Source organism: Shewanella woodyi ATCC 51908 (assembly GCF_000019525.1).
GTDB lineage: Bacteria > Pseudomonadota > Gammaproteobacteria > Enterobacterales > Shewanellaceae > Shewanella > Shewanella woodyi.
This window is the reverse complement of sequence record NC_010506.1, coordinates 2392541-2415446: the sequence shown is the minus strand read 5'-3', so window position 1 is coordinate 2415446 and position 22906 is coordinate 2392541. Positions and strand designations below refer to the sequence as shown.

16 protein-coding genes are annotated in these 22906 nt (G+C 42.7%); 6 read left to right on the top strand and 10 right to left on the bottom strand.

The window, feature by feature from the left end; translation table 11 throughout:
• Position 1: 1 nt before the first annotated feature.
• A complete protein-coding gene (locus tag SWOO_RS25495) occupies positions 2–5044 on the bottom strand; it encodes a PAS domain S-box protein (RefSeq protein ID WP_012324590.1) in 5043 nt (1680 codons plus the stop codon).
• Between the two features lie 395 nt (positions 5045–5439).
• Here SWOO_RS25495 and SWOO_RS10040 point away from each other — a divergent pair, with 395 nt between their 5' ends.
• Positions 5440–6276, top strand: a complete 837-nt coding sequence (locus SWOO_RS10040; RefSeq protein WP_012324589.1) for a mechanosensitive ion channel family protein — start codon at positions 5440–5442, stop codon at positions 6274–6276.
• A gap of 45 nt (positions 6277–6321) precedes the next feature.
• Here SWOO_RS10040 and SWOO_RS10035 read toward each other — a convergent pair whose 3' ends face one another.
• Together SWOO_RS10035 and SWOO_RS10030 are read right to left on the bottom strand one after the other, a co-directional pair.
• Entirely contained in the window at positions 6322–6810 is a 489-nt protein-coding gene (locus SWOO_RS10035) for a DM13 domain-containing protein (protein ID WP_012324588.1), read from the bottom strand.
• Between the two features lie 183 nt (positions 6811–6993).
• The gene (locus SWOO_RS10030) at positions 6994–8841 is read right to left on the bottom strand and encodes a choice-of-anchor I family protein (RefSeq protein WP_407636070.1); all 1848 of its coding nucleotides are present in this window, start codon (positions 8839–8841) and stop codon (positions 6994–6996) included.
• A 430-nt stretch (positions 8842–9271) separates the two neighbouring features.
• On the opposite strand from SWOO_RS10030, the gene SWOO_RS10025 reads away from it, so the two are divergent.
• From SWOO_RS10025 to ilvN, 3 genes are all read left to right on the top strand, one after another.
• Positions 9272–10498: a multidrug effflux MFS transporter gene (locus tag SWOO_RS10025; protein ID WP_012324586.1), complete on the top strand. Its 1227-nt coding sequence runs from the start codon at positions 9272–9274 to the stop codon at positions 10496–10498.
• Between the two features lie 456 nt (positions 10499–10954).
• Positions 10955–12676 (top strand): acetolactate synthase 3 large subunit, encoded by a 1722-nt coding sequence (locus tag SWOO_RS10020; RefSeq protein WP_041418083.1) that lies wholly within the window; start codon positions 10955–10957, stop codon positions 12674–12676.
• On the top strand, positions 12676–13170 hold the full coding sequence (ilvN, locus tag SWOO_RS10015; RefSeq protein ID WP_012324584.1) for an acetolactate synthase small subunit: 495 nt from the start codon (positions 12676–12678) through the stop codon (positions 13168–13170). The genes SWOO_RS10020 and ilvN overlap by 1 nt, the downstream gene beginning before the upstream one ends.
• Positions 13171–13517: 347 nt before the next feature.
• Here the strand turns inward: ilvN and SWOO_RS10010 are convergent, their stop codons facing one another.
• From SWOO_RS10010 to SWOO_RS09980, 7 genes are all read right to left on the bottom strand, one after another.
• Positions 13518–13958, bottom strand: a complete 441-nt coding sequence (locus tag SWOO_RS10010; RefSeq protein WP_012324583.1) for an Hsp20 family protein — start codon at positions 13956–13958, stop codon at positions 13518–13520.
• A 329-nt stretch (positions 13959–14287) separates the two neighbouring features.
• The gene (gene ushA, locus SWOO_RS10005; RefSeq protein WP_012324582.1) at positions 14288–15997 is read right to left on the bottom strand and encodes a bifunctional UDP-sugar hydrolase/5'-nucleotidase UshA; all 1710 of its coding nucleotides are present in this window, start codon (positions 15995–15997) and stop codon (positions 14288–14290) included.
• 550 nt (positions 15998–16547) lie between these two features.
• Positions 16548–18314, bottom strand: a complete 1767-nt coding sequence (gene ushA / locus SWOO_RS10000) for a bifunctional UDP-sugar hydrolase/5'-nucleotidase UshA (RefSeq protein ID WP_012324581.1) — start codon at positions 18312–18314, stop codon at positions 16548–16550.
• A 357-nt stretch (positions 18315–18671) separates the two neighbouring features.
• A complete protein-coding gene (locus SWOO_RS09995) occupies positions 18672–19343 on the bottom strand; it encodes an alpha/beta hydrolase (RefSeq protein WP_012324580.1) in 672 nt (223 codons plus the stop codon).
• A gap of 111 nt (positions 19344–19454) precedes the next feature.
• Complete coding sequence (locus tag SWOO_RS09990; protein WP_012324579.1) at positions 19455–19676, bottom strand: DUF3389 family protein; 222 nt, start codon at positions 19674–19676, stop codon at positions 19455–19457.
• 80 nt (positions 19677–19756) lie between these two features.
• Positions 19757–20239 carry an FKBP-type peptidyl-prolyl cis-trans isomerase gene (locus SWOO_RS09985; RefSeq protein WP_012324578.1) on the bottom strand — a complete coding sequence of 161 codons (483 nt, stop codon included), beginning with the start codon at positions 20237–20239 and terminating at the stop codon, positions 19757–19759.
• Positions 20240–20345: 106 nt separating this feature from the next.
• Positions 20346–21533: a lytic murein transglycosylase gene (locus SWOO_RS09980; protein ID WP_012324577.1), complete on the bottom strand. Its 1188-nt coding sequence runs from the start codon at positions 21531–21533 to the stop codon at positions 20346–20348.
• A 221-nt stretch (positions 21534–21754) separates the two neighbouring features.
• On the opposite strand from SWOO_RS09980, the gene SWOO_RS09975 reads away from it, so the two are divergent.
• On the top strand, positions 21755–22114 hold the full coding sequence (locus tag SWOO_RS09975) for a DUF2750 domain-containing protein (protein ID WP_012324576.1): 360 nt from the start codon (positions 21755–21757) through the stop codon (positions 22112–22114).
• 65 nt (positions 22115–22179) lie between these two features.
• Positions 22180–22848: a hypothetical protein gene (locus SWOO_RS09970; protein ID WP_012324575.1), complete on the top strand. Its 669-nt coding sequence runs from the start codon at positions 22180–22182 to the stop codon at positions 22846–22848.
• Positions 22849–22906 lie beyond the last annotated feature (58 nt).

The window sequence follows — 22906 nt, the reverse complement described above, 5'->3', positions numbered from 1 at the left end:
GCTAGTGCTTAAACAGCCAAATACGCAAAATAGACAGTAACTTTTCAAAATCGATGGGTTTGGTTAGATATTCTGAAGCCCCTGCTTGCAGGGACTTGGCTCTATCTTCCGGCATCGTTTTCGCCGTTAAAGAGATAATGGGAACCAGCTTATAATGCTCCATCTCCCTAATCTGCTTTATCGCCTCATAACCGTCCATCTCTGACATCATGGTATCCATTAGCACCAATTCAAAGCTCTTCTCAACTAATAGGAGATCCACCGCTTCCTTGCCGTCATGGGCCATATCTACCTCAAACCCTACTTCGATTAATTTTTTAGACAGGGCATAGGTGTTTCTCATATCATCGTCAACAATTAACACCTTACGACCTAAAAACATGGCATCTTCATCATGCAGCATCTGAATTGTATTGCGCTCTTCGCTACCAAAGCGCTTTTCGATGTCATGCAGAAACAAAGAGATATCATCCAATAAGCGCTCACCTGAGCCCACGCCCTTTATCACAATTGTCGATGAGAACTTGTTAAGCTCATTTTGCTCCTCATCCGTTATCTCCTTACCCGTATAAATAATCACAGGTGGCACTCGCTCTAACTCACTGGCTTCCACTCGGCTAAGTACCTCAAAACCTGTGATGTCGGGTAAACCTAGATCTAAGATAATGCAGTCATATTGTCCCGACAGGATCTCATCGACGCCATCACTCCCTTTGCCGACACACTTAATATCGATATCACTGCCATCTAATAGCCTGATAATAGAGGTCTGGTTACCTGTATCATCTTCAATGACCAGTAGCCTGCGTAACTCATTACTAGAAAAGGCTTTTATCTCATCAAGTACTGTTAACAAGGCTTCTTGGCTAACAGGTTTAGTGTGTAACCCAACTGCACCTTTGACTAATGCAGTGTTCTTATCTTCACTGTGAGCTGAGATGATCTCCACTGGAATATGACGAGTCTTAAGGCTGAACTTTAATTGTTCGAGCACCTTATGACCGTCGATATCTGGCAGCATAATGTCGAGAATAATCCCACTGGGCTGATACTCTTGTGCTAGATAGATCCCCATACGTCCATCGCCCGCCACCAGACATTGATAACCCGCTTCTCTAGCATGATCCCTTAATATTTTCGCGAAAGTCGGATCATCATCGATAATGAGTAAGCTCAACTCCCCTTCGTGTAGGTTATTTCTATCATCGGGGATAAACTCAAGATAAGGTTCTCTGGGAGGCATTGCTGGGATGGCTTGTTCTATAGGCTCAGCGGGAGATGGGTCTTGGTCTTCGGCTGAAAACTTAATATCAGAGACAATTGATCCGCCATCAGATTTAGCCTCCACCCCATTCACATCGAAGGCATTCGGTAAAAAGAGCGTAAAAGTGCTGCCTTGATTCGGCTCACTTTCTAGCTGTATCTCCCCACCTAACAAACGAGTCAACTCTCTAGCTATGGTTAAACCTAGCCCAGTGCCACCATACTTTCTACTGGTTGAGCCATCTTGCTGTTGAAATGCTTCAAAGATTGCCTGGATCTTATTTTGCGGGATACCGATACCTGTATCGACAACAGCAAACGACAAGGCAGTATTAGGGTCTAAACAACTATGGGAGAAAACAGTGTCAGCTGCGGAGTAACCGATAAATAGCGTAACACTGCCAGCTTCGGTAAATTTTAATGCATTAGAAAGTAGGTTTCTCAGTATCTGCTCAATCCGATGTCCATCGCTACTCACCGTAGCAGGCAGTTTTTCATCGACCTTAATATCAAATTCCAGTTCACGGTTCTTAGCAATAGGGTTAAAGACCTGCCGTAAATTTCGACATAGCGTACTTATATTAACCTCTTCAATATGGATAGAGAGCTTACCCGCTTCGACTTTGGAGAGATCCATAATGTCATTGATTAAACACAGAAGGTTATTACCACCATCAAAGATAACTTGAGCATCTTCAACTTCAGTCTCATTTAAATTTTTACTCTTATTATCAGCCAAGCCTTTAGCGAGTAGAAGAAGGCTATTGAGGGGGGTTCTTAACTCATGACTCATATTGGCCAAGAACTCGGACTTATATTTACTGGCTAAGGCCAGTTCATCCGCTTTCACTGTAAGATCAGCTCTGGCGCTTTCAATCTCATCTCTTTGGCGCTTAAGGAAGGTCTGTTTCTCCTCCAGCTCCTTATTGGATACTTTTAACGCTTCACTCTGATCCTTCAACTCCTCCTCTGAAGCTTTAAGGCGTTGAGTTTGCTCGACTAAACTATCATTTGAGCTCTTAAGCTCCTCCTGCTGCGCCTGTAACTCCTCTGACTGCCTCTGAGTCTCAACTAAAAGTTCCTGAGTGACTTGTTGATTTCGTAGATTATTTACCACAATGCCTAAATTACAGGAGATGAGCTCTATCACTTCGACTTGCTCATCACTGAACTCTCTAAATGAAGCAAGCTCAATAACACCAACCAACTCATCTTCAAATAATACTGGTACCACTAACACGTTGAGAGGAGTACTCTGGCCCAAAGCGGAATTTATTTGAATATAATCGATGGGAACATGAGTTAGAAGTATGGTTTTTTGCTCTTTCGCACATTGACCTGCCAAGCCCTCTCCCATAGCGATAGAGGGGAGTATTGCCTTTCTTTTTTTGAAAGCATAACTTCCTGACAAGGTCAGTCTGGCATCGTCGCGATCATAGGTGTACAACACGCCATTTCCTGCTTTCATCATTTCGGCCAATGCTGAAATAATCTCATCGGACATCGCCATCATATCCGTGGCACCTTGGGTCAAGTCGTTAATTCTAGAGACCTGACTCTTCAACTCATTTTGCTTCAGAAGATCTTCATTGGTTTTCTTAAGCTCTAATTCATACTGTTTCTCTTTGCTAATATCACGCACAAAGCCAGTAAAAATAGTCTCTCCATCTTGCTCGACCTCACCAACGGTCAAATACATTGGGAAGGTCGAGCCATCTCTTTTTAAGCCGACCACCTCTCGCCCTTGCCCTATGACTTTTTTAATACCAGTAGCAAAATACTTTTCAAGATAGCCATCATGCTCCTCTGTAAAGGGACTTGGCATTAAACGGTTTATCTTTTGGCCTATTAGCTCGTCACTTCGATATTGAAACAGAGACTGTGCAGCATGATTACAAGAGACAATCACGCCCTTAACTGAGATAGAGAGAATGGCGTCCAAACAGGTATCGACCATGCCACGATTAAGCGCTTCACTTTTCATCATCTCCTGTTCAAACTTTTTCTCTACTGTGATATCTCTAACAAACCCGGTAAAAATACTCTCCCCCTCTTGTATAACTTCACCTACGGTCAGGTACATTGGAAAAGTGGAGCCATCTCTTTTTAAACCTATAACCTCACGTCCCTGACCAATCACCTTTTTGGTCCCTGTGTTTAGGTAATTACTAAGGTAAGTATCGTGCTCTTCAGTAAAAGGGCTCGGCATCAAGAGGTTTATTTTCTTACCGAGCAAATCATCTCGAGAGTATTGAAATAGAGACTCTGCAGCGCGATTACAGGCAATGATCACACCCTTAGCGGAAATAGAGAGAATGGCATCTAAACAAGTATCAACCATGCCTCGGTTTAAGGCTTCACTCTTAAGCATCTCTTGTTCATACTGTTTTTGCTGACTGATATCTCGAATAAAACCGGTATACAGTGTCTCATCGCCTTGTTGTACCTCTCCAACAGAGAGAAATATGGGAAAGGTACTGCCATCACTGCGCATGGCTTGTACCTCTCTCCCTTTACCTATCACACTTTTAATCCCTGTATTTTTATACTTACTCAGATAGTTATCATGCTCTGAGTGATAGGGCTCAGGCATCAACACTTTAATATTCTTACCAATGAGATCTTCAGCTAAATATTTAAACATTCTCTCTGTTGCTAAGTTAACAGAGAGAATGGTGCCATCATCTTTAATCGAGATAATGCCATCGACAGCAGTACTCACAATCCCTTTGTTGAGGCTTAACGAACGAGACAATGAGGTATTTCTCTCCTTTATCTGTTTTTTCATCTGGATCAAGGCCATGATCAATTGATCATTTTCCCCTTTAACCAAAATATCTTTAGAAAAATCACCACAGGCAAGAGCATTAGCTTGCTCTGCAACCTCTTTCATTGTTCTAATGACTTCATTAATCGACACAGAAAGAGCCCCCACTTCATCACTACTTTTCCAAGAGATGTTGCGAGTCAAATCTCCTTTTATTAATGCATCTGTCACCCGTTTGATATCACTGATGGGTTTAATAATAAGTCGAGCTGTAAACAGTGAGATAGCTAAGCTTATTAGCAGTGCAATCAGAACAAAAACAACAACCGCTTTAATCCCTTGAGTACCATTTTGTTTAGTCGTTAGCAGGTGTTTTTGGATCTGCTCCTCGACCATATCTCGTAAAGTGGCAAGTCTTTGTTCTACCTCCCTGCCTTCTGTTTCAAGCTCTTTAATCATCATGAGGTTGGTGGAGTGATCCCATTCACCAGACTCTACAGAGTTAAAAATATCAAAGGTTTTAGATTCATGTTGGAGATGTAAACGCTTCACCTCCTTAACCCCCTTGAGCAGTAGCTGATGACTATCATCTTCAATCTGTATACTTTGAGTGTTGATAACCCCTTGTATTTCAATGATGCTTTTATCAAGCTCATCTGTGATTCTTGCTGACAACTCTCTAAAAAGTAGGTTGTTTCGATTAAACTCTCTGGTCACGATAATCAGGCTTTTTTCATCGCCAGAGCTTAAATCAAGCTGTATCTCCTCGGCTAAGCGTAATACTTTTTCGAAATAAGTTTGCTGCTCCAAAAGATGCGACTCAGTCAGTGTTAAATGGCTCATCCTCGGCATTTCAATGAATACCGCCTCTTCGATCTCCTCACCAGTTGACAGCATCAAGCTCACTGCATAAGCACCAACTAAACTCATCATCAGTAAGTTAGATATGATAACTAACAGAAGTTTTCTCGCTATGGTGAACTTAATCAGTGCTTGAGATTGCAATTCATCCATCGAATACCCTACCTTGCCAACGACTAATGTTTACTCAAATGCTCCTTGTAAAACTTAAAACGGAGTGATGAGCTTTAGTGCTAACTAAAAGCATAGTTAATAAGAAAAATTCTGGAAGAAAACTGAAGGGGTTTACTGCCTAAACCTAATTTTCAGAATTGATTATCTAAACTCGTTATCGGGAGTATTACTCTCAAGTACTAACACTCACAGCTCAAAATAACGCTTAACAAGCAACCTCATTTAAAGGCTTTGCATTGACTAATGGATCAGCAATGTATTAATCGCTTCTGAAGGGACTCTTGTATTTTTAACACCTTCTCCTTAGAGTAGCCTAGATACAACTCACTGACTTACAGCACTTTAATGTTTAAAAATGCTTAAAAGAGGCTTTTGTGGAAAAACTAACACTGCTTATCGATTTCTTATTCACCCATAAGCTTTTACTTACCTTACTCATTATCGTTTTAATATCAGCGACTAAACGTCTCATCATTTACAAGGTTCGTGGTGATGTCTCTTTTTTGAGTGATACTCAGCGTAAATGGATCTCCAGAACCAAAAACGGCACGTTTACTCTACTGGTCATTTTGCTGTTTATGTTGTGGCAGACAGAGATCAACAAGTTTGCGCTATCGGTAACCGCTATCGCTATCGCCATTGTTGTTGCATCAAAAGAGATTATTCTCTGTTTTACAGGCTCAATCCAACGTGCAAGCTCTCGCTCTTTTGTCATTGGTGACTGGATAGAGGTTGGAAGTTTATGTGGTGAAGTGATTGAACATAACTTAATGGCAACGGTCATTCAGGAGATCGATCTCCACCATGGTCAGTATCACTACACTGGAAAGACAGCCACTTTTCCTAACAGTACGTTTTTTACCTACCCAGTCAAAAACCTGAACTTTATGAAGCGCTATGTTTACCATAACTTCACCATTACTGTGCCTAAGTTCGTTAATCTATACCCACTATTTCCCTCTCTGACAGTGCAGATAGAGCAACATTGCGAAGATTTTCATGAAGTCGCTAAGCGCTATAACAGCATCATAGAGAAACATGCGGGCGTCGACTTACCTGGGTCTGAGCCCCATATTCATGTCAGTAGTGGAGCCACTGGAGAGCAGCATGTCCATATCATGATCTTCTGCCCAACAGAGCGTGCATCTCATCTAGAGCAGTCGATACGAGAAGATTTTATGCTTGCCTATGAGAAAGAGTTTGCCTGTTAACCCATAGAGATAAGAGGGTGGATGGTATAAACAGTTACTCAGTTTTTACTGAGCAACTGTTTCATAAGTTCCAGAGGTAATAAACTGGCCAAATGATTCGCACCACACTACAAGAGTGTTGTAGTGTGAGGGATCAACATCATCAGGAATAGTCACAATAAAATTATCAAAGGTGTTAACCGACCCCACTTGCACCATAGATGGTTTAAGACGATTAAAACCTGATTCTGTATCAACAAACTTAGGTGACAGGTAGAGTCGATAATCGGGACCAGGTGCTAATGAGCCAATAAAAGCTATCGAGTCAGCACTAATTGAGACCTCTCCCTCTCCCCAATGAAGCAGATCACTGTCAGCTCTTTCTCGTGAAAACTGGCCGCTAAACTCACGACTTTCAATTGTAGACTCCAATACTGATAGTTGAGGAGCTGCAGGAGCGGTCATTATCGGCAAGAGGTACATCCCCATAATAAAACCACCACCAGCCACAAACAGATGGGAAAACAGTAAAGCCAAAAGGTAACGTTTCTTCATATCACCACTCTAGAAGTTGTTAAATTAATTCACTCGATCTATCTATAAAAGCATGTAAACCCAATTTATGACAAGCTCATTTGCATTAAGCGAAGCAGATCAATCGTTCGAAGAACCATTTCATTAGCGTGTTTTCAACCAACAATGTAGATAAAAAAGCCACTATAAAGTGGCTTAACCCTGTTATTTGAACTGATAAACAGAGGTCGTCCCGCTGACCTCGTTGCCAATAATCAACAGCGCTTGCCCGTTTGGACTCTTATCTGCTGAGACAAACTTCATTCCCTCGGGGCCTAAGTCGCCAGCAAGCTCAGGCATACCGCTTATATTATCTCCATCTATCTCAAACTCGACACTAAAGTCCCGATTGACCACGTAGTCGATAAAATGAACATCAAATGGGTTGGTAATATCATAAATCATAAATCCTGATGTTCGTTCAAGTCCAATAAAAGCGTACCTTTTATCACCAATCACTCCCAACGCTAATGCTTCAGGTTCGGCTCCTTTATCATCACTACGACTATCTCCTTTACTCTCTTCATTGTGATTATTGAAATCGCTACCTAAAACCGCAGCAGTGATACGAGCAAACTCATTACCACTATCGAACACTATATTTCCCGCTTCATCCCAGATAGAAAAAGAGCGACCGCCATAACCTATTATTTTATCAAAATCACCATCTTGATCTTCATCTCCCATCGAATTTGTCACTTTAAGACGCCCTAGCAGGGTCTTATCTTGTATCGCAGCAACTTGTGGGTGGTTGGCATCTAACAGCAAATCTTGCGCTCTTAGCTCTTCAGAAAAGCCAGCATAATCTCTGGCATCACCTTCATTGGCAGAAACAATAAAATTCCCCCCTTTCCAAGAAAAGCTTGCAATAGTGTCAGGTTGATAAAGACCATAAACGCCTTCATAAGCACGGATATTGATCAGATCATCTTTGTCACTAGCATCAATGCCATTTCGTGCTAACCCGAAATCTTTCAAGCCCAAAGGTAAAATATCCCTAATCGTCAAAGCCGTTAAATCAACCACAGCAATGGCGTTATTTTCCTGCAGACTCACAAAAGCGCTATTATTATCTGTTGAAATAGAGATATATTCGGGCTCTAAATCCTGAGCTACCGATGAGCCTGGGCCATTAATCTTGATCTGCTCGCTCAATTCACTTTCTCGGCTTCCCCCAAGATTAAAGTCGCTAAAGTCTATTATGCTAGCGCTATCAGCGGGTACTCCTTGCACAATCGCAATCACAGCAATACTTCCCTCAGGGTCTAAGGTGTATGCCCCATTAGGCTCTCCTTCATTAGCGACTATCAAGCTATTACCGTCATGGGTAAAAGTGACATTATCAGGTAATGCACCGACCTCAACGGCTTTAATAAAACTAGCGTCACCTGCCTGTGATAAACGATAAAAGGCAACAAACCCATTAGCTTGCTTCTTATTGCCTTGCCCATCTCCCCTTTCGATAGCCACAGCTAACAGATCATCAAAGATACTTAAGCTATTAACCTCCCCTAGTTCTGCCAAGGCGATATCGGCAGCAACGTCGAGCTCTCCAAGTTTTGGCAGATTATTTAAAACCAAAGCACTCTCTGTACTGACTGCTGTGGCATCAACCAAAAGTGATGCGTTAAGCAGATCAACTTTGCCACTGTTTGCATTCACCACAAATATGCTTCTCGATGCCCTATGATAATCAACAATCTCTGCTGCACTTTGCCCAAAGACACCTGAACTATGCCGAGCAATTAACTCCGCTGCCAAGGGCTTAGTGCTCTCTTTACAATTAAGTTGTGTCTGTGCGTCATCAATTTCATCCCCCTCAAGCAGGCCATTACCATTAATATCTAAACCCGTTTGAATTATCTGACCACCAAGTGCACACTGCTCACTTCCCACCTCAAGCTCAGTCACATTGATCAGTGCATTGATGCCGTCCTTGCCATCACTTCCGCAGCCCGCTAGCAAAAAAGAGCTAACTAACATCGACTGAATAACGCTTCGATACTTCGCTATCACCTTTTGCTTAATGTTGACTCTTCTATTTACCGATATAGCTCTGCTTGTTGTTTTCATTGTGCCCGCCATTAAGGTGTATCATCTCTAGAATTTGACCAGATAACCTAATGACATAAAGCGAACAAAAGATGACAACAAGGTGACAAATTTAAGACATTGAGCAAACTCGAGTATTCAATCTGAATAAGCTTAAATAGTTAAAGAGAGCTTAAAAACGAGAGCACTTGGCTCAAGTAAAGTTTCGTTACAAATTGCCCCAGCTAATTCAGTAAAGAGCTCATTTCAACATGGCTTACTCGGGTGATAAGTCGTACAATCATCCATCTCTCAGATATCTGACTCATACCGATCGGTATAAAGATATTTCAAGCACGGCCGTATTAGTTAATTTTCCCTTCACTGCAAGATTTAGTATCAAGAGGTATCAGTGCAAACAGATCCACAGCAATCGCCAGCCACAGTTACACCCGTCGCTATCGTTAACCTTGCCATATTAATCCCCATGCTAGCTGCCATCGTAGCTATCACGCCTTTGGCTATCGATATGTATTTGCCTGCAATGGCAACCTTAGCCAGTAGTTTCCATTCCGATATCACTACAGTGCAGCAATCTTTGAGTATCTATCTGGCAGGTTATGCCGTAGGGATGCTCTGTTTTGGCCCCTTAGCAGATAGGATCGGTAGACGACCTCTTGTACTAATGGGTTTAACAGGTTTTATGTTAGTGAGTCTCTGCTTGGCCTTCGTCAACAATGTTGAACTATTTTTAGCATTAAGATTTGCACAAGCTTTTATTGGTGCTGCCGCTACGGTTGTTGTGCCTGGTTATATCAAAGAGGTCTATGGAGAAAACACAGCTAAGGGAATGTCATATGTAAGCTTAATAATGATGTTAGCGCCTCTGATAGCCCCTAGCATAGGCAGTCTTATCCTAGAGCTTGGAGAGTGGCATCTCATCTTCTTCATTCTTGCAGCTTACGCGTTCATCTTGCTAGCACTAGTGCTGTGGAAGTTGAAGATGCCCAGCGACAGTGATGCAAACAGCCGTAGCCAAAAATCTTTCTTTGGAGCCTATGCCGTGGTCTTCACCAAGCCTGGGACAAAACTGCATATCGCCAGTGGCGTACTGACCTCATTTGCTTTTTTCTGCTACCTGACCGCCTCCCCCTTTGTTTACATGGAGGTTTTTGGCTTAGACAAGTCACTTTTTGCCATACTCTTTAGCACCAATGTTGGCGCACTCATGTTAGCCAATGTTATAAACAGCCGAATTGTTGTGCGTTACGGTTCAAGACTGATGCTAAAAGTTTCAACCTTACTGGCGATGCTTGCAGGCTCAGCGCTGTTACTCGTTAATCTTTTTGGGCTTAGTTATCACTTTACTGTGGCTATGTTGATCCCCTTTATGGGGTTCTTAGGGATCATGTCCGTCAACGCTGATGCTATTGTGCTGATGAAATTTAAAAAAGAGACAGGTACTGCAACCGCAGTGATTGGCACCTTGCGCTTTGGCTGTGGTGCCATGGCAGGCCCGCTGCTTGCCCTATTTTATACAGGTACAGCAGTGCCGTTTTCAGCACTTATGCTAAGTGCCGTCATCTTAGTTGGACTGTGTCAGTTTTTTGCAGCTCACGGCGTTCAGTGTGAAGAGTGAGCCTGATAGACAAACATCTACATAAATCGCCTTAACCAGAGAAATAGCGATAGATGCAGGGAGATTAGACTTTCTCTGCATCTACAGTGAAAAAGCTTTAACTTAACAACACATGGTATTAATCAGCCTCAAACTCGTTTTCCTATTTTCATAAACTATCTCTTTTTTATCTTATCTGCACAAAAATAGTGCTGAATTCCCCTCTAAACACTATTTTTTCTCATCTAAAGAGTTTTTTTACATAAAAGGGTTGAAATACGTGCTCTTTTTTATATGATGAAAATCTGTTCATTTTAAACAGATGTCACACCTTACAAGGTGATGGTTAACATTACACCAGATGCTAACCGACATATCGAGAGTGAGGATCACCGTCCAAACTCATTATATTCAAGCGATTACCGTCGCTGTATCGAGATACTGCATACCGTAGCGGTAACTTATGAGGGTTTACAAATGGAGAAGTTATCCGGCGCCAGTATGATCGTCCGTTCACTTATCGACGAAGGCGTAAAACATATATTCGGCTATCCTGGCGGATCCGTGTTAGATATCTATGATGCCCTACACGAAAAATCCAAAATAGAACATATCTTAGTTCGTCATGAACAAGCTGCCGTGCACATGGCTGACGGCTATGCCCGCGCAACGGGTGAAGTCGGTGTGGTCCTTGTCACATCAGGCCCCGGCGCCACCAACACGATTACTGGTATTGCAACCGCTTATATGGATTCAATTCCTCTGGTGATTGTCTCGGGTCAAGTTCCTAGCAATTTGATCGGTAACGATGCATTCCAAGAGTGTGACATGATCGGTATCTCAAGGCCCGTTGTTAAACACAGCTTTTTGGTCACTGACGCACGAGATATCCCTGAGATCATCAAAAAAGCCTTCTTTATCGCAGCCAGCGGCAGACCAGGCCCTGTCGTTGTCGATGTTCCAAAAGATTGCATGAACCCTGAGATACTCCATGATTATGAGTATCCAAATGACATCAGCATGCGTTCATACAACCCAACGACCTCTGGTCACAAAGGGCAGATCCGCCGCGGAATACAGGCGCTCCTGGCAGCTAAAAAGCCAGTTCTTTACGTCGGTGGCGGCGCAGTTATATCAGAGTGCGACAAGCAAATTTTAGCCCTATCAGAAAAACTAAATATTCCTGTGGTTAGTACCTTAATGGGGCTCGGTGCTTTTCCCGGAACACATCAAAATAGCTTAGGCATGCTGGGCATGCACGGTTGCTATGAAGCCAACATGGCGATGCACAATACCGATTTAATCTTCGGTATTGGGGTGCGCTTTGATGACAGAACCACCAATAATGTCGAAAAATACTGCCCCAACGCCACCATTTTGCATATAGATATAGACCCCTCCTCTATCTCTAAAACCATACGTGTCGATATTCCTATCGTTGGTTCGGCAGATAAAATTCTCGATGTGATGTTAACTCAACTAAATGCATCCAATGATGACAATCGAGATGAAGCTGCCATCGATTTCTGGTGGAGTGAAATTAATCAATGGCGTGAACGTAAGAGTCTTGCCTATGACAAAACCAGTGAAAAAATTAAGCCACAAGAGGTGATTGAAGCCCTGCATAAACTCACCAAAGGTAACGCTTATGTGGCTTCAGATGTAGGCCAGCACCAGATGTTTGCCGCCCTCTATTATCCTTTTGATAAACCACGCCGCTGGATAAACTCAGGCGGGCTCGGCACCATGGGATTTGGCTTGCCAGCAGCCATGGGGGTCAAGTTAGCCAAGCCTGATGAAACAGTGCTTTGTGTGACTGGTGATGGTTCAATACAGATGAATATTCAGGAGTTATCGACAGCGCTTCAATACGATATTCCTGTAAAAATCATTAATCTAAATAATCGTTTTCTTGGCATGGTAAAGCAGTGGCAGGATATGATCTATTCTGGCCGTCACTCTCACTCTTACATGGACTCTGTACCTAACTTTGCCAAAATTGCTGAAGCTTATGGCCATGTGGGGATCACAATCAGTGACTCATCAGAGCTTGAATCTGGACTTGAGAAAGCCCTAGCGATGAAGGATAAGTTGGTGTTTGTCGACATTAATGTCGATCAGACAGAGCACGTTTACCCAATGCTTATTCGCGGCGGGGCAATGAACGAGATGTGGCTAAGCAAAACGGAGAAAAGCTAATGCGTCGTATTATATCTGTATTACTTGAAAACCAACCTGGCGCCCTGTCTCGAGTTGTTGGCCTGTTTTCTCAACGCGGCTATAACATAGAAACACTAACGGTAGCCCCAACCGATGATGCAACGCTATCAAGGCTCAATATCACACTGTTTGCCGATGAAAATGTACTGGAACAGATTGAGAAACAGCTGCACAAGTTAATCGATATTCTAAAAGTCTCTAACATTACAGAATCTGAGCATATCGAGCGAGAACTGGCTCTGGTCAAAGTCAAAGCCAAAGGCAGTATTCGTGAAGAGGTAAAACGCACAGCAGATATATTCCGTGCACAAATTGTCGATATTACCGCTGAGCTTTACACAGTGCAGTTAACTGGGCCGACAGCTAAGCTTGATGCCTTTATCAGCGCCATTGGTGAAGTCACTAAAGTGGTTGAAGTATCTCGCTCTGGCGTCGTTGGGCTTAGCCGCGGTGAAAAGGCGATGCGCGCTTAAGAAGCTAGTATTTGCCGGAGAACAAGCCCTTCCATCGCTTTGAGCTACATGGTCTTAAGCGTTCCATACGCTTTAAAGACATTCCCCATATCCCTATGGGTCAGTGTAGGGAATACCGACAAATGCTGGGAGCATTTCAGGTACCTTGCGATCAGGGATAAGCACATCTGACCTCCACGGATGGAGGAAATGCCGCAAAATGTATGGAACATATCCGGCCATGTGCAAACCCCTTCCATCGCTGTCCTTGCGATCAGGGATAAGCACATCCATGTGCAAAAGGGAGCCCTAGGCTCCCTTTCTATTTTCTGAATGTTAGTTAATTATAGAGTCCAGGCTATAAGAAACTACTCAGAGTCGATCAATCTTGATGTACCGATCTCAATTTTTCTAGGCTTCATCGCCTCTGGGATCTCACGTTGAAGATCAATATTGAGTAAACCGTTCTCAAGGTTAGCCCCCACAACGGTGACATAGTCAGCAAGCTGGAATGTACGCTCAAAGCCGCGCTCTGCTATACCTTGATAAAGGTATTTACGCTCTTTATCTTGTTCTGCCTTGGTACCCTTCACTAATAACTTGTCACCTTCGCTGGTAATATCCAGCTCGTCCATCGTGAAGCCGGCAACAGCCATAGTGATACGGTAACGGGTCTCGTTAAGCAGTTCGATATTATAGGGTGGGTAACCTGAATTGCCTTTGTTCGATGCAGCATGTTCTGCAAGCTGGGCTAAACGATCGAAACCAATGGCACTGCGGTATAGTGGTGTTAAGTCATAATTACGCATAGTTATATCCTTGTCTTAAGCAATATAGTTAATTTAAGTTGGTCAACATCAGCTAAATCGTTAGCTTAGTCGCACCTTTTCACAATCATTTTTCGCTAACAAACATAGACCCCGAAGGCATCACGTTTTCATTAACTAGAGACCTCATTGAGCGCCCCATACTCACTATATGTAGCCAATAATTTTGTTTTCAAGGCTTGGTATTAAAAAAGTGACATTTTTTTCTAGTCTTGAGTTTAATACCAATCAATATAAAAGTTTTCAAAAATAAAAAAGGGTAGCTCGAAAGCTACCCTACTCTTTACACTAAAAAACTTTTAATAAGCTTCTTATTGAGTGCTTAGTACCTGACAACCATCAGTGCTCATAGAGTTCTCATAAACAACATCACCAGTCGGTGCAAATTCACCTGCAGCAATAGAGCCCTTTTCTTTTAAGAAGTCATACATAACGGCTGCATCAACAAAACCTGTCATCACAGGGGTCAATACAGGATAACCGTCACCACCAGCAGCGTTAAAGCTAGGAACGGTAAATGTATAAGTTGCAGCGGCATCATAGCCTTTGCCATTGACATCGCTGATATCGACAGTTTTAGCAACACAATCAACGGTCATTTTTACGCCAGTCAGTTGAGCATAGGCACCTGAGTCAATCTGTAGAGATGCAACAGCGCCTAAGTATTCAGTTAACTCAGCGCCTGTTACTGTACTCTTAGTGATAGAGTTACCAAATGGCTGCACAGTTAATACATCCTTATAAGTGATCTCACCAGGCTCAATAGATGCGCGTACGCCACCTGAGTTCATCACACCAACATCAGCATTTACTTTTGAGGTGTGCGCAGTTGAGATTAAGTGACCTAAGTTAGTCTGCATAAAACGCACAACTGCACGCTCACCTTCAAGCTTCTCTGCCGTTGTCGCAATCACTTCGTTTAGCTGGTCTTGACCTTTCTCTTGATACTGCTTCAGGATCTCTAATACAGTGCCATCTGGTGTGATCTCTTCACCAATCAACACACGCTCTCCCGCATCATTTTTCTTCTTCAAGTTAACCGGGATCAGCTTGTAGCTTGCAAGGTGTAGCTCATCGTTGAAGTATTCGAAATCAGCTTGTCCAACATACTTACCCCACTCATGGGCTTGCATGATATAGGTGCCATTTTGCTTATCAGGCGTACAATCGCCACCAGGCGTAAAGTCTGCGTAATCGTTAGTACCAGGCTCCATACAGACAGGGTTCTGAGAGTGACCACCAATAATCGCATGCAGATCGCCAGCTGTTACTGCACGAGCCATGGCGACATCACCCGGTGCATTACTGCCATTTTGTGCGTCAGCGTAGTGTCCCATATGGGTTGTAGCAAAGATAAGATCCGCTTCATCGGCATCTTTAATATCTTTAATGACTTTCTGGATCTCTGTCGCAGGGTCGGTAAATTCAAGACCACTGATAAATTCAGGGTTACCAATTTTCTTAGTGTCTTCAGTCGTCAATCCTACAACCGCAATACGCAGGCCATTTACATCAAAGACCTTATAAGCATCAAAATAACGCTTACCAGAAGCTTTATCATAGATATTAGCAGCCAGCATTGGGAAGTTTGCCAACTCACGCTGCATCTCAACAGTTGCTAACGGGTTATCAAATTCGTGGTTACCAACAGCCATAGCATCGTAACCAATCAGGTTCATACCAACAAAATCAGGACGTGCATCTTGCAGATCTGACTCAGGTACACCTGTATTGATATCACCGCCTGAGAGCAGAATTGTTTCACTGCCATTGGACTCGACCTCTGCACGGATCTGATCGATCAGAGTCTTACGTGCCGCCATGCCATATTCGCCATGCCTGTTTTCCCAAAAACGGCCATGGTTATCATTCGTATGCAGTACAGTGAAAGTGGTACATGCCTCACCAGCTTCGGCACAGGTAGTCGGTAAAACGGGTGCATCATCATTATCGCTACCACAGCCCGTTAATGCTGCCAGTACAGCAGATGCAACAAGTCCTTTAATTAACAAATTTTTCATTACTATCAACCCCTAGATTTTTATTGAAATAGTTTTAATTATTACCATCATTTTTTAAAAATACGGATTCTATGATCTCGTTGGCGAACATAATAACAAAGAATATATCGAATATGTGTCATTTTAATGAATAAATGTGATGTTAATGTTTCTTAAAAGGGTGATTTGTAGCGAGAATTGTTTTCTTATAAGAACAGTGGCAAATCAACGTCGGCAGCAAAATTAAACTTAGTGCGGCAACATTTTATATTTATCGATTTAGGCTCTATATTTTCAATAGATTAAATACTCAGCTGAACAGATAAAGTTTGACCTGTGTTAAGAACAATGGCAGAAGTATTAGCCTGTTAAATTTTGCCCCTTGATTTAAATATTATCCAAGTATTATCAAGTGTGAAGAACTGATGAAGAGTTTATGACCCTTAATAGAGAGCGTAGCGGGATAATATGGAGAGTAAATACAGGTTTTATTAAATTGCAGATCTGAAATAGAAAATAAAAGCAGCCAATAGGCTGCTTTTATCAAAATAGAGAAGATTATCTTCTTAGGTTACTTAGCACAGCTCTTAACGACAGCACCACCACGGTAGAACACAGGGTGTCCACCTTGGGCAGGATCGTAATCAGCCACTTTGATATTAGGGTTCTTTTCAAAGTATTCGCGAAGAACCGATGCATCGCTACGCTGAGTATCAACATAGTTTACATGCTCTGTGATCTTTGGATAATCGTCACCACCTTTAGCACTGAAGTTGATCAATGAGAAAGTGTAGTTACCCGCCATATCAAACGCACGGCCACCTAACGATGTGATCTGCACGATATCAGCAGAGGTAGCATCTGGATTAACTTCAACAGCATCACAGCTCACGTTCATCTCTAAAGGATAAAGCTGCGCCATTCCACCACCGGTCTTTAGTGCTACATTGGCAAGGTAATCCTGAACTTCTTTACCTGACATCGTCACGAATGACACATCGTTACTAAATGGCTGCACCGTTAACACGTCGCGGTATGACACTGTGCCTGGTGCGATAGAGTCACGGATACCACCTGAGTTCATCACACCGAAATCGACTGTTGGCTCAAAATTAGCCGTGACCCAATCGCCATAAGCGCGAGTTAGTAGCTGGCCTAAGTTGGTTTGTTCTGTGCGAACAACGGCTCTATCACCTTCAAGCTTACCATCTGTACTTGAGATAACCACATCAAGTAGCTCCTGGCCCAGATCTTGGTAATGCTGTAGTGCATCAATCACCAGTTGGTCTTGCTCTATCTCTTCAGTAATGAAAACAAGCTCATCGTTTTCATTTTTCTCTTTCAGGTTAATTGGGATCAGCTTATAGCTAGCCAGCTTCAACTCACCGTCCATGTATTCGAAATCAGCACGGCCAACATACTTGCCCCACTCATGGGCTTGCATAATAAAGGTGCCGTTTTGAACATCAGGTTTACACTCATCACCCGGTTTAAAGTCAGCGTAACCATCACCTTCCATACACACAGGGTTTTGTGAGTGACCACCGATAATCGCCTGTAATTGGCCCTGCTCTAATGAGCGAGCTAGTTTCACATCACCAGCAGCTTCCGTACCGTGCTCACCATTGGCATAATGACCCATATGTGTCAAAGCAAACACCATGTCAACCTTTTCATTGGCTTCGATTTCAGCAAGAACGGTTTGAATTTCATCTTGAGGCTTAGTGAAATGTAGGCTGGCAACGTTATCTGGGCTCACAACTTTAGGAGTATCAACCGTTGTGAAGCCGATAATAGCCACCTTAAGACCGTTAATTTCAAAGACACGGTAAGGTTCAAAATAACGCTCTGAAGTGACCTCTCCATTGCTGTCTTTTTTATAGATGTTAGCAGCTAGCATAGGGAACTGAGCAATCGTTGCCTGCATATCTAATGTGCTTAACGGGTTATCAAACTCATGATTACCTACAGCCATTGCATCATAGCCCAGCATGCTCATACCGATAAAATCAGGTACTGCATCTTGCATATCTGACTCTGGAACACCGGTATTGATGTCACCGCCAGAGAGTAGAATGGTCTCACCACCTGCGTGGTCAACTTCATTACGAATTTGATCGATAACGGTTTTACGTGCCGCCATACCATATTCGCCTTTACTGTTTTGCCAGAAGCGACCATGGTTATCATTAGTATGGATAACGGTGAATTTAGTACATGCATCGCCCGCAGCTTCACATGCTGTTTGTGGAGTATTGTTATCGTCGCTGCTATTACAGCCCGCCAATGCGGCTAAGACAGCCGTTGCGACAACACCTTTTACTAGCTTATTAATCATTACATCAACCCTTTAATTATTTTATTAAATTATTAACATCACGGATTCTCTGATCTCGCTGGCTAACATCATACCAAAGGGTGAGATGAAAACTGTTAAGTTTATTGCAAAAAGGAGAGTAAAATCTTTGTTAAAACATACACTTATTAACATCATTGTTCGAGAGGAAAAACAGGAGCAAAAGAGAAGGAACAATAAAGAGACAAAATAAAAAGGTAAGCTAGCACTTAAGCAAAGCTTACCTTATTTTTTCAATGAGTTATTTAAAGTTAAACTTGATTCATATTCTTCGAAAATCAGAACAGCTAGAAAAAAGTGATATCAAAGCTTAAACAAAACCATTTACAAAGCAAAAACCTACAACAACACACTATTTAACCATTTGGCAATGTCACGTAGTTGTTCAGGTAAAACACTGTGGGGCATCTGATATGTTTTCCACTCAGCCTTATATCCCGCATCATTGAGTAGCTCATTTGCCATCTTACCAGAGCTCACAGGCACAACATCATCTTGCTCACCATGATGCTGTAAAATTGACGTCGAAAGATTCGCTACACTTAAGTTTTCAGGTAGTTTATCGGCTGTAGGTAGGTAACATGATAAAGCCATAATCCCAGCAAGTTTCTCAGGGTATCTAAGGCCTGTAAACAAACTCATTACACCACCTTGACTAAAACCTGCAAGCACAATTCTATCTGCGGGGATACCTGAGTCTATCTGCTCTTGGATTAACGCTTTGACCGACACCTCAGATCCCAATACACCTTGCATATCGGCTCTGTTATGCAGATCCATACTCTTAATATCATACCAAGCTCGCATGATATAGCCTTGGTTAATCGTCACGGCTTGCTCAGGTGCGTGAGGGAAAATAAATCGAATGCTGTGATCTTGTGGCAAGCCCAATGCGGGAACAACAGGCGCAAAACCAGCCCCAGAGTCACCCAAACCATGAAGCCAGATAACACAAGCAGTGGCTTTAGTTTGAGGCTCTATCGTGATCCGCTCTAATGATATTGTTGACATGTTTTCCCTTAGATTCTTATTAATAGATAAAAAATGGCTCGGATTGTTAGCTGAACTCACCGTAGGACGTCAGACGGGAGGAGTAAAAGTGATCCAGATGGTATTTGAGGCTCAAGCAACTCCCAACGTCTCACGGATCATATTAAGTTGTTCAATAGAGTCCAAGCGCAAACTCCATTTTACAGAGCCTGCATCGGCGTTAATAATTAACGCATCATCAATGAAGTTCAGATCCTCGGCCATGGCATACATACCACTGCCTGATGTGGATAATTTAATCTGGATCTCAAAGGGTGTCAGAATAATTTTCCCTTGAGAGAAATCGATGACCATAACCCATTCCTGAAAATAAACATAAAACAAAAAACCAGCAAGATTTTGCTGGTTTCTATCTGCTCAGAACCTCTTTGAGCCTAGTGGTGGTGACCACCTTTACCGTGCGCATGACCATGAGCGATCTCTTCATCACTTGCAGCTCTTGCGTCGATAATCTCAAGGTCAAAAGTTAGCTCGCGACCCGCCAGCGGGTGATTCACATCAACGGTCGCCATAAACTTACCCATTTTGATAATGGTAACCTGACGTTGACCTTGATCGGTATTGATCAATGCGCGCATTCCAGCCTTCCACACTTTCTCACCTTGAAGATGCTTTACTGAAACACGCTGAATAGCTTCTTCGTTACGAACACCGTAAGTGGTTTCTGGCGCTAGGGTAACAGAGAACTTCTCACCAACGGTTTTACCGGCAATGGCATCTTCAACACCAGGCATCATATTGTCGTGACCATGAAGGTATGCAATAGGATCTAACCCCTCATTTGTCTCCAATACTTCTCCCTGTTCATCACGTAATGTGTAGTTAAACTGAACTACCATATCGTTCTTAATGCTCATTAACTGTCCTTAACCATAATACTGACTTAAATTTTGGAGGGAAGCTTACCAAAACTCCCCCACCAGCTCTAGTGTTTATCTAATTCTTATATTGATTGGTATAAGGCTATTGAACGCCTAGTGCATTAAAACTTGCCTCACTTGGAAAGCCATCGGCAACTAAGCCTGCAGAACGCTGGAATTCTCGCAGCCCTGATTTGGAGTTCGCCCCTAATACACCATCAGGTTTACCAACATCGAACCCTTTTTCATTTAACTTTGCTTGAAGTTGCTTAACCCGTGCTCGGCTTAAGTTATCTTGTTTAGGCGGCGCCACTGTTAGGCTAACGCCACCATTGATACGATCAGCAAGGTGACCGACGGCAATCACATAGAAAGTCGAACGGTTCCAGCGCATAATCACATCGAAGTTTTTATAGCCCAAAAAAGCAGGACCTGTATGACCAGCAGGTAAGTAAAGTGCAGCTTTCATGTCCGGTGTCGAGATAGGCTTACCATCATTTTTCATCACGCCTAGCTCAGCCCATTTTACTAAAGCTTGTTCATGGCGCTTACCTAAATACTCATAACTGAAGTTATCAGGTAGGGTAACTTCACGTCCCCAACGCTCATTTCGCTGCCAGCCAAGTTGCTGCAGAAAGTTTGCCGCAGAGGTTAACGCATCAGCCCTACTATTCCATAGATCAGCTTTACCATCACCATCGCCGTCTACCGCATAAGCTGTATATGCAGAGGGCATGAACTGAGTGTGCCCCATGGCTCCCGCCCATGAGCCCACCATCTCACTTGCCTCAAATTGATACTCCTCTTTGAGTTTAAGGGCTTTCATCAACTCACCGGTAAAGTATCCACTTCTTCTAGGATCACAAGCTAACGTCGCTAAAGAGTCTAAAACAGGCATCTTTCCCTTATAGGAGCCGAAATTTGTCTCTAAGCCCCAAAAGGCCATTAAATATTGTGGAGGAACACCATATTTATCTTTCAGTTGATTAAGAAGCTCACGATTCTCAGCGAGTAAACGCCTCCCCTCTTTCACACGCCAATCTGTGACTCGCTTACTGAAGTAGTTATCGAAAGTCTGACTAAACTCTGGCTGCTTTTTATCTAGCTCAATGACCCGAGCCACGTATTTAACCTTACCTAAAGTGTTTTCAATCGTATCGGCCGACAAACCTTGGCTCTTGGCCGTTTTTTGCAGCTCAACCACACAAGAGGGGAAATCAGTCGCAAAGGCCAGTGGTGTACTCAAACTCGAAAACAGTAGCAGAGATGCTAAAGGGACATTTTTAATCATGATGAATACTCCAAAAATGTTGTAAAAAAATAGGCCGACAATAACAGTCTGAAAAAAGGCCTTAAGATACCAAGCTCAAATTGAGCCATAATTACTATACTCACGCAAGATGGAAATAACCTTAATTTTTCAAGTTAAGGATAAAATGCTAAAGATCACTTGGCGAATAGATGCGATGTCGTATAATGACCCCGAAAAATAACTCACTTAAGAGACCTGACATGACAGAAATAAATCCAATATTAGCCAGCTTTATCGAAGATGTTAAACAACACCAAGCTGTCTGGGGACTGCAAGATGAATCTGGAGAAGGTTGGGTCGTATGTGACTCTTCAGAATATGAAGATACCGACGTTATGCCACTATGGTCTACTGAAGCACAAGCTAAGGTGCACTGTAATGATGAGTGGGCTAATTACCAACCTGTTGCTATCGGTTTAACTGATCTACTCGAGTTCTGGATATCAGACCTTAATGAAGATGGCGTTTTGATTGGAACCAACTGGCAGGAAGATCAAGAGTGCTTAGAGATGGATCCAATCATACTCGCTAAGTCTCTGGTCAATGTAGAAGAGGAGTAACCTCTCTACACTCTATCCTTCATAATGAAATGCACACACAATCGCGTCATGCACAGTGATCTGTTATGACGCTAACTATCCCCCTAATCGATATCCCCTTCGAGCTTCGTCATACCTGCTGGTTTTGTGCTGAGCCATGTAACGACTCTTTTCAGTATCATGCTAATAGTCATACACCGCACCCAAGTTTGGCTGTTCCAGCCTGTAAAGAGTGCTTAAAATTAGCTGAAAAGCATAAGCTAACCTCTATCTGGGAGTGTCAGATAGCCGTAAAAGATGAGTTAATGCGGATCTATGCTAAGCACCTTGCCATTGGGATTAATTGGACAGAGCAGGAGTTAATTGACTCTGAATTTTCCTGCAAGGTATTTGAGGGCTTTAAAAAAAGTGGTTGGATGATGTACCTTATCGCCAGAGATAGAGTTAACGCCCATAGCTGGTCTATCTCAATTGATGGTGTACCTCTTGATATCGAAGAGAGGGAAACAAGTTTTGATTTCGATGGTGTAAAATACTCTTCCCTTTCAAAAGCCATTAAACATTACAGCGAAACCTTAGGGCTAGATAAACATTTTCTTCAAGCAATCGTCTCACAAGTGGGCCGAAATCGATTCGCTTATGCGGTTAGACTCTGCAGGATCAATATCGCTTCAAATAAGAGAACTAAACAGGAGGTATTGAAAGACCTAGCCCTTGAACAGGGTGAAGAGTTGAGTGACTCAACTTGGTTTTAACTGGCTTTATACTAATCAGTATTAAAACAATATAAAGCAGCCTAACGCTGCTTTAATG

Excerpts from the sequence above, each read along its gene's own strand:
- SWOO_RS25495 (WP_012324590.1), bottom strand. The coding sequence starts at position 5,044 with ATGGATGAATTGCAATCTCAAGCACTGATTAAGTTCACCATAGCGAGA.
- SWOO_RS10035 (WP_012324588.1), bottom strand. The coding sequence starts at position 6,810 with ATGAAGAAACGTTACCTTTTGGCTTTACTGTTTTCCCATCTGTTTGTG.
- SWOO_RS10020 (WP_041418083.1), top strand. The coding sequence starts at position 10,955 with ATGGAGAAGTTATCCGGCGCCAGTATGATCGTCCGTTCACTTATCGAC.
- ilvN (WP_012324584.1), top strand. The coding sequence starts at position 12,676 with ATGCGTCGTATTATATCTGTATTACTTGAAAACCAACCTGGCGCCCTG.
- SWOO_RS10010 (WP_012324583.1), bottom strand. The coding sequence starts at position 13,958 with ATGCGTAATTATGACTTAACACCACTATACCGCAGTGCCATTGGTTTC.
- ushA (WP_012324582.1), bottom strand. The coding sequence starts at position 15,997 with ATGAAAAATTTGTTAATTAAAGGACTTGTTGCATCTGCTGTACTGGCA.
- ushA (WP_012324581.1), bottom strand. The coding sequence starts at position 18,314 with ATGATTAATAAGCTAGTAAAAGGTGTTGTCGCAACGGCTGTCTTAGCC.
- SWOO_RS09995 (WP_012324580.1), bottom strand. The coding sequence starts at position 19,343 with ATGTCAACAATATCATTAGAGCGGATCACGATAGAGCCTCAAACTAAA.
- SWOO_RS09990 (WP_012324579.1), bottom strand. The coding sequence starts at position 19,676 with ATGGTCATCGATTTCTCTCAAGGGAAAATTATTCTGACACCCTTTGAG.
- SWOO_RS09985 (WP_012324578.1), bottom strand. The coding sequence starts at position 20,239 with ATGAGCATTAAGAACGATATGGTAGTTCAGTTTAACTACACATTACGT.
- SWOO_RS09980 (WP_012324577.1), bottom strand. The coding sequence starts at position 21,533 with ATGATTAAAAATGTCCCTTTAGCATCTCTGCTACTGTTTTCGAGTTTG.
- SWOO_RS09975 (WP_012324576.1), top strand. The coding sequence starts at position 21,755 with ATGACAGAAATAAATCCAATATTAGCCAGCTTTATCGAAGATGTTAAA.
- SWOO_RS09970 (WP_012324575.1), top strand. The coding sequence starts at position 22,180 with ATGACGCTAACTATCCCCCTAATCGATATCCCCTTCGAGCTTCGTCAT.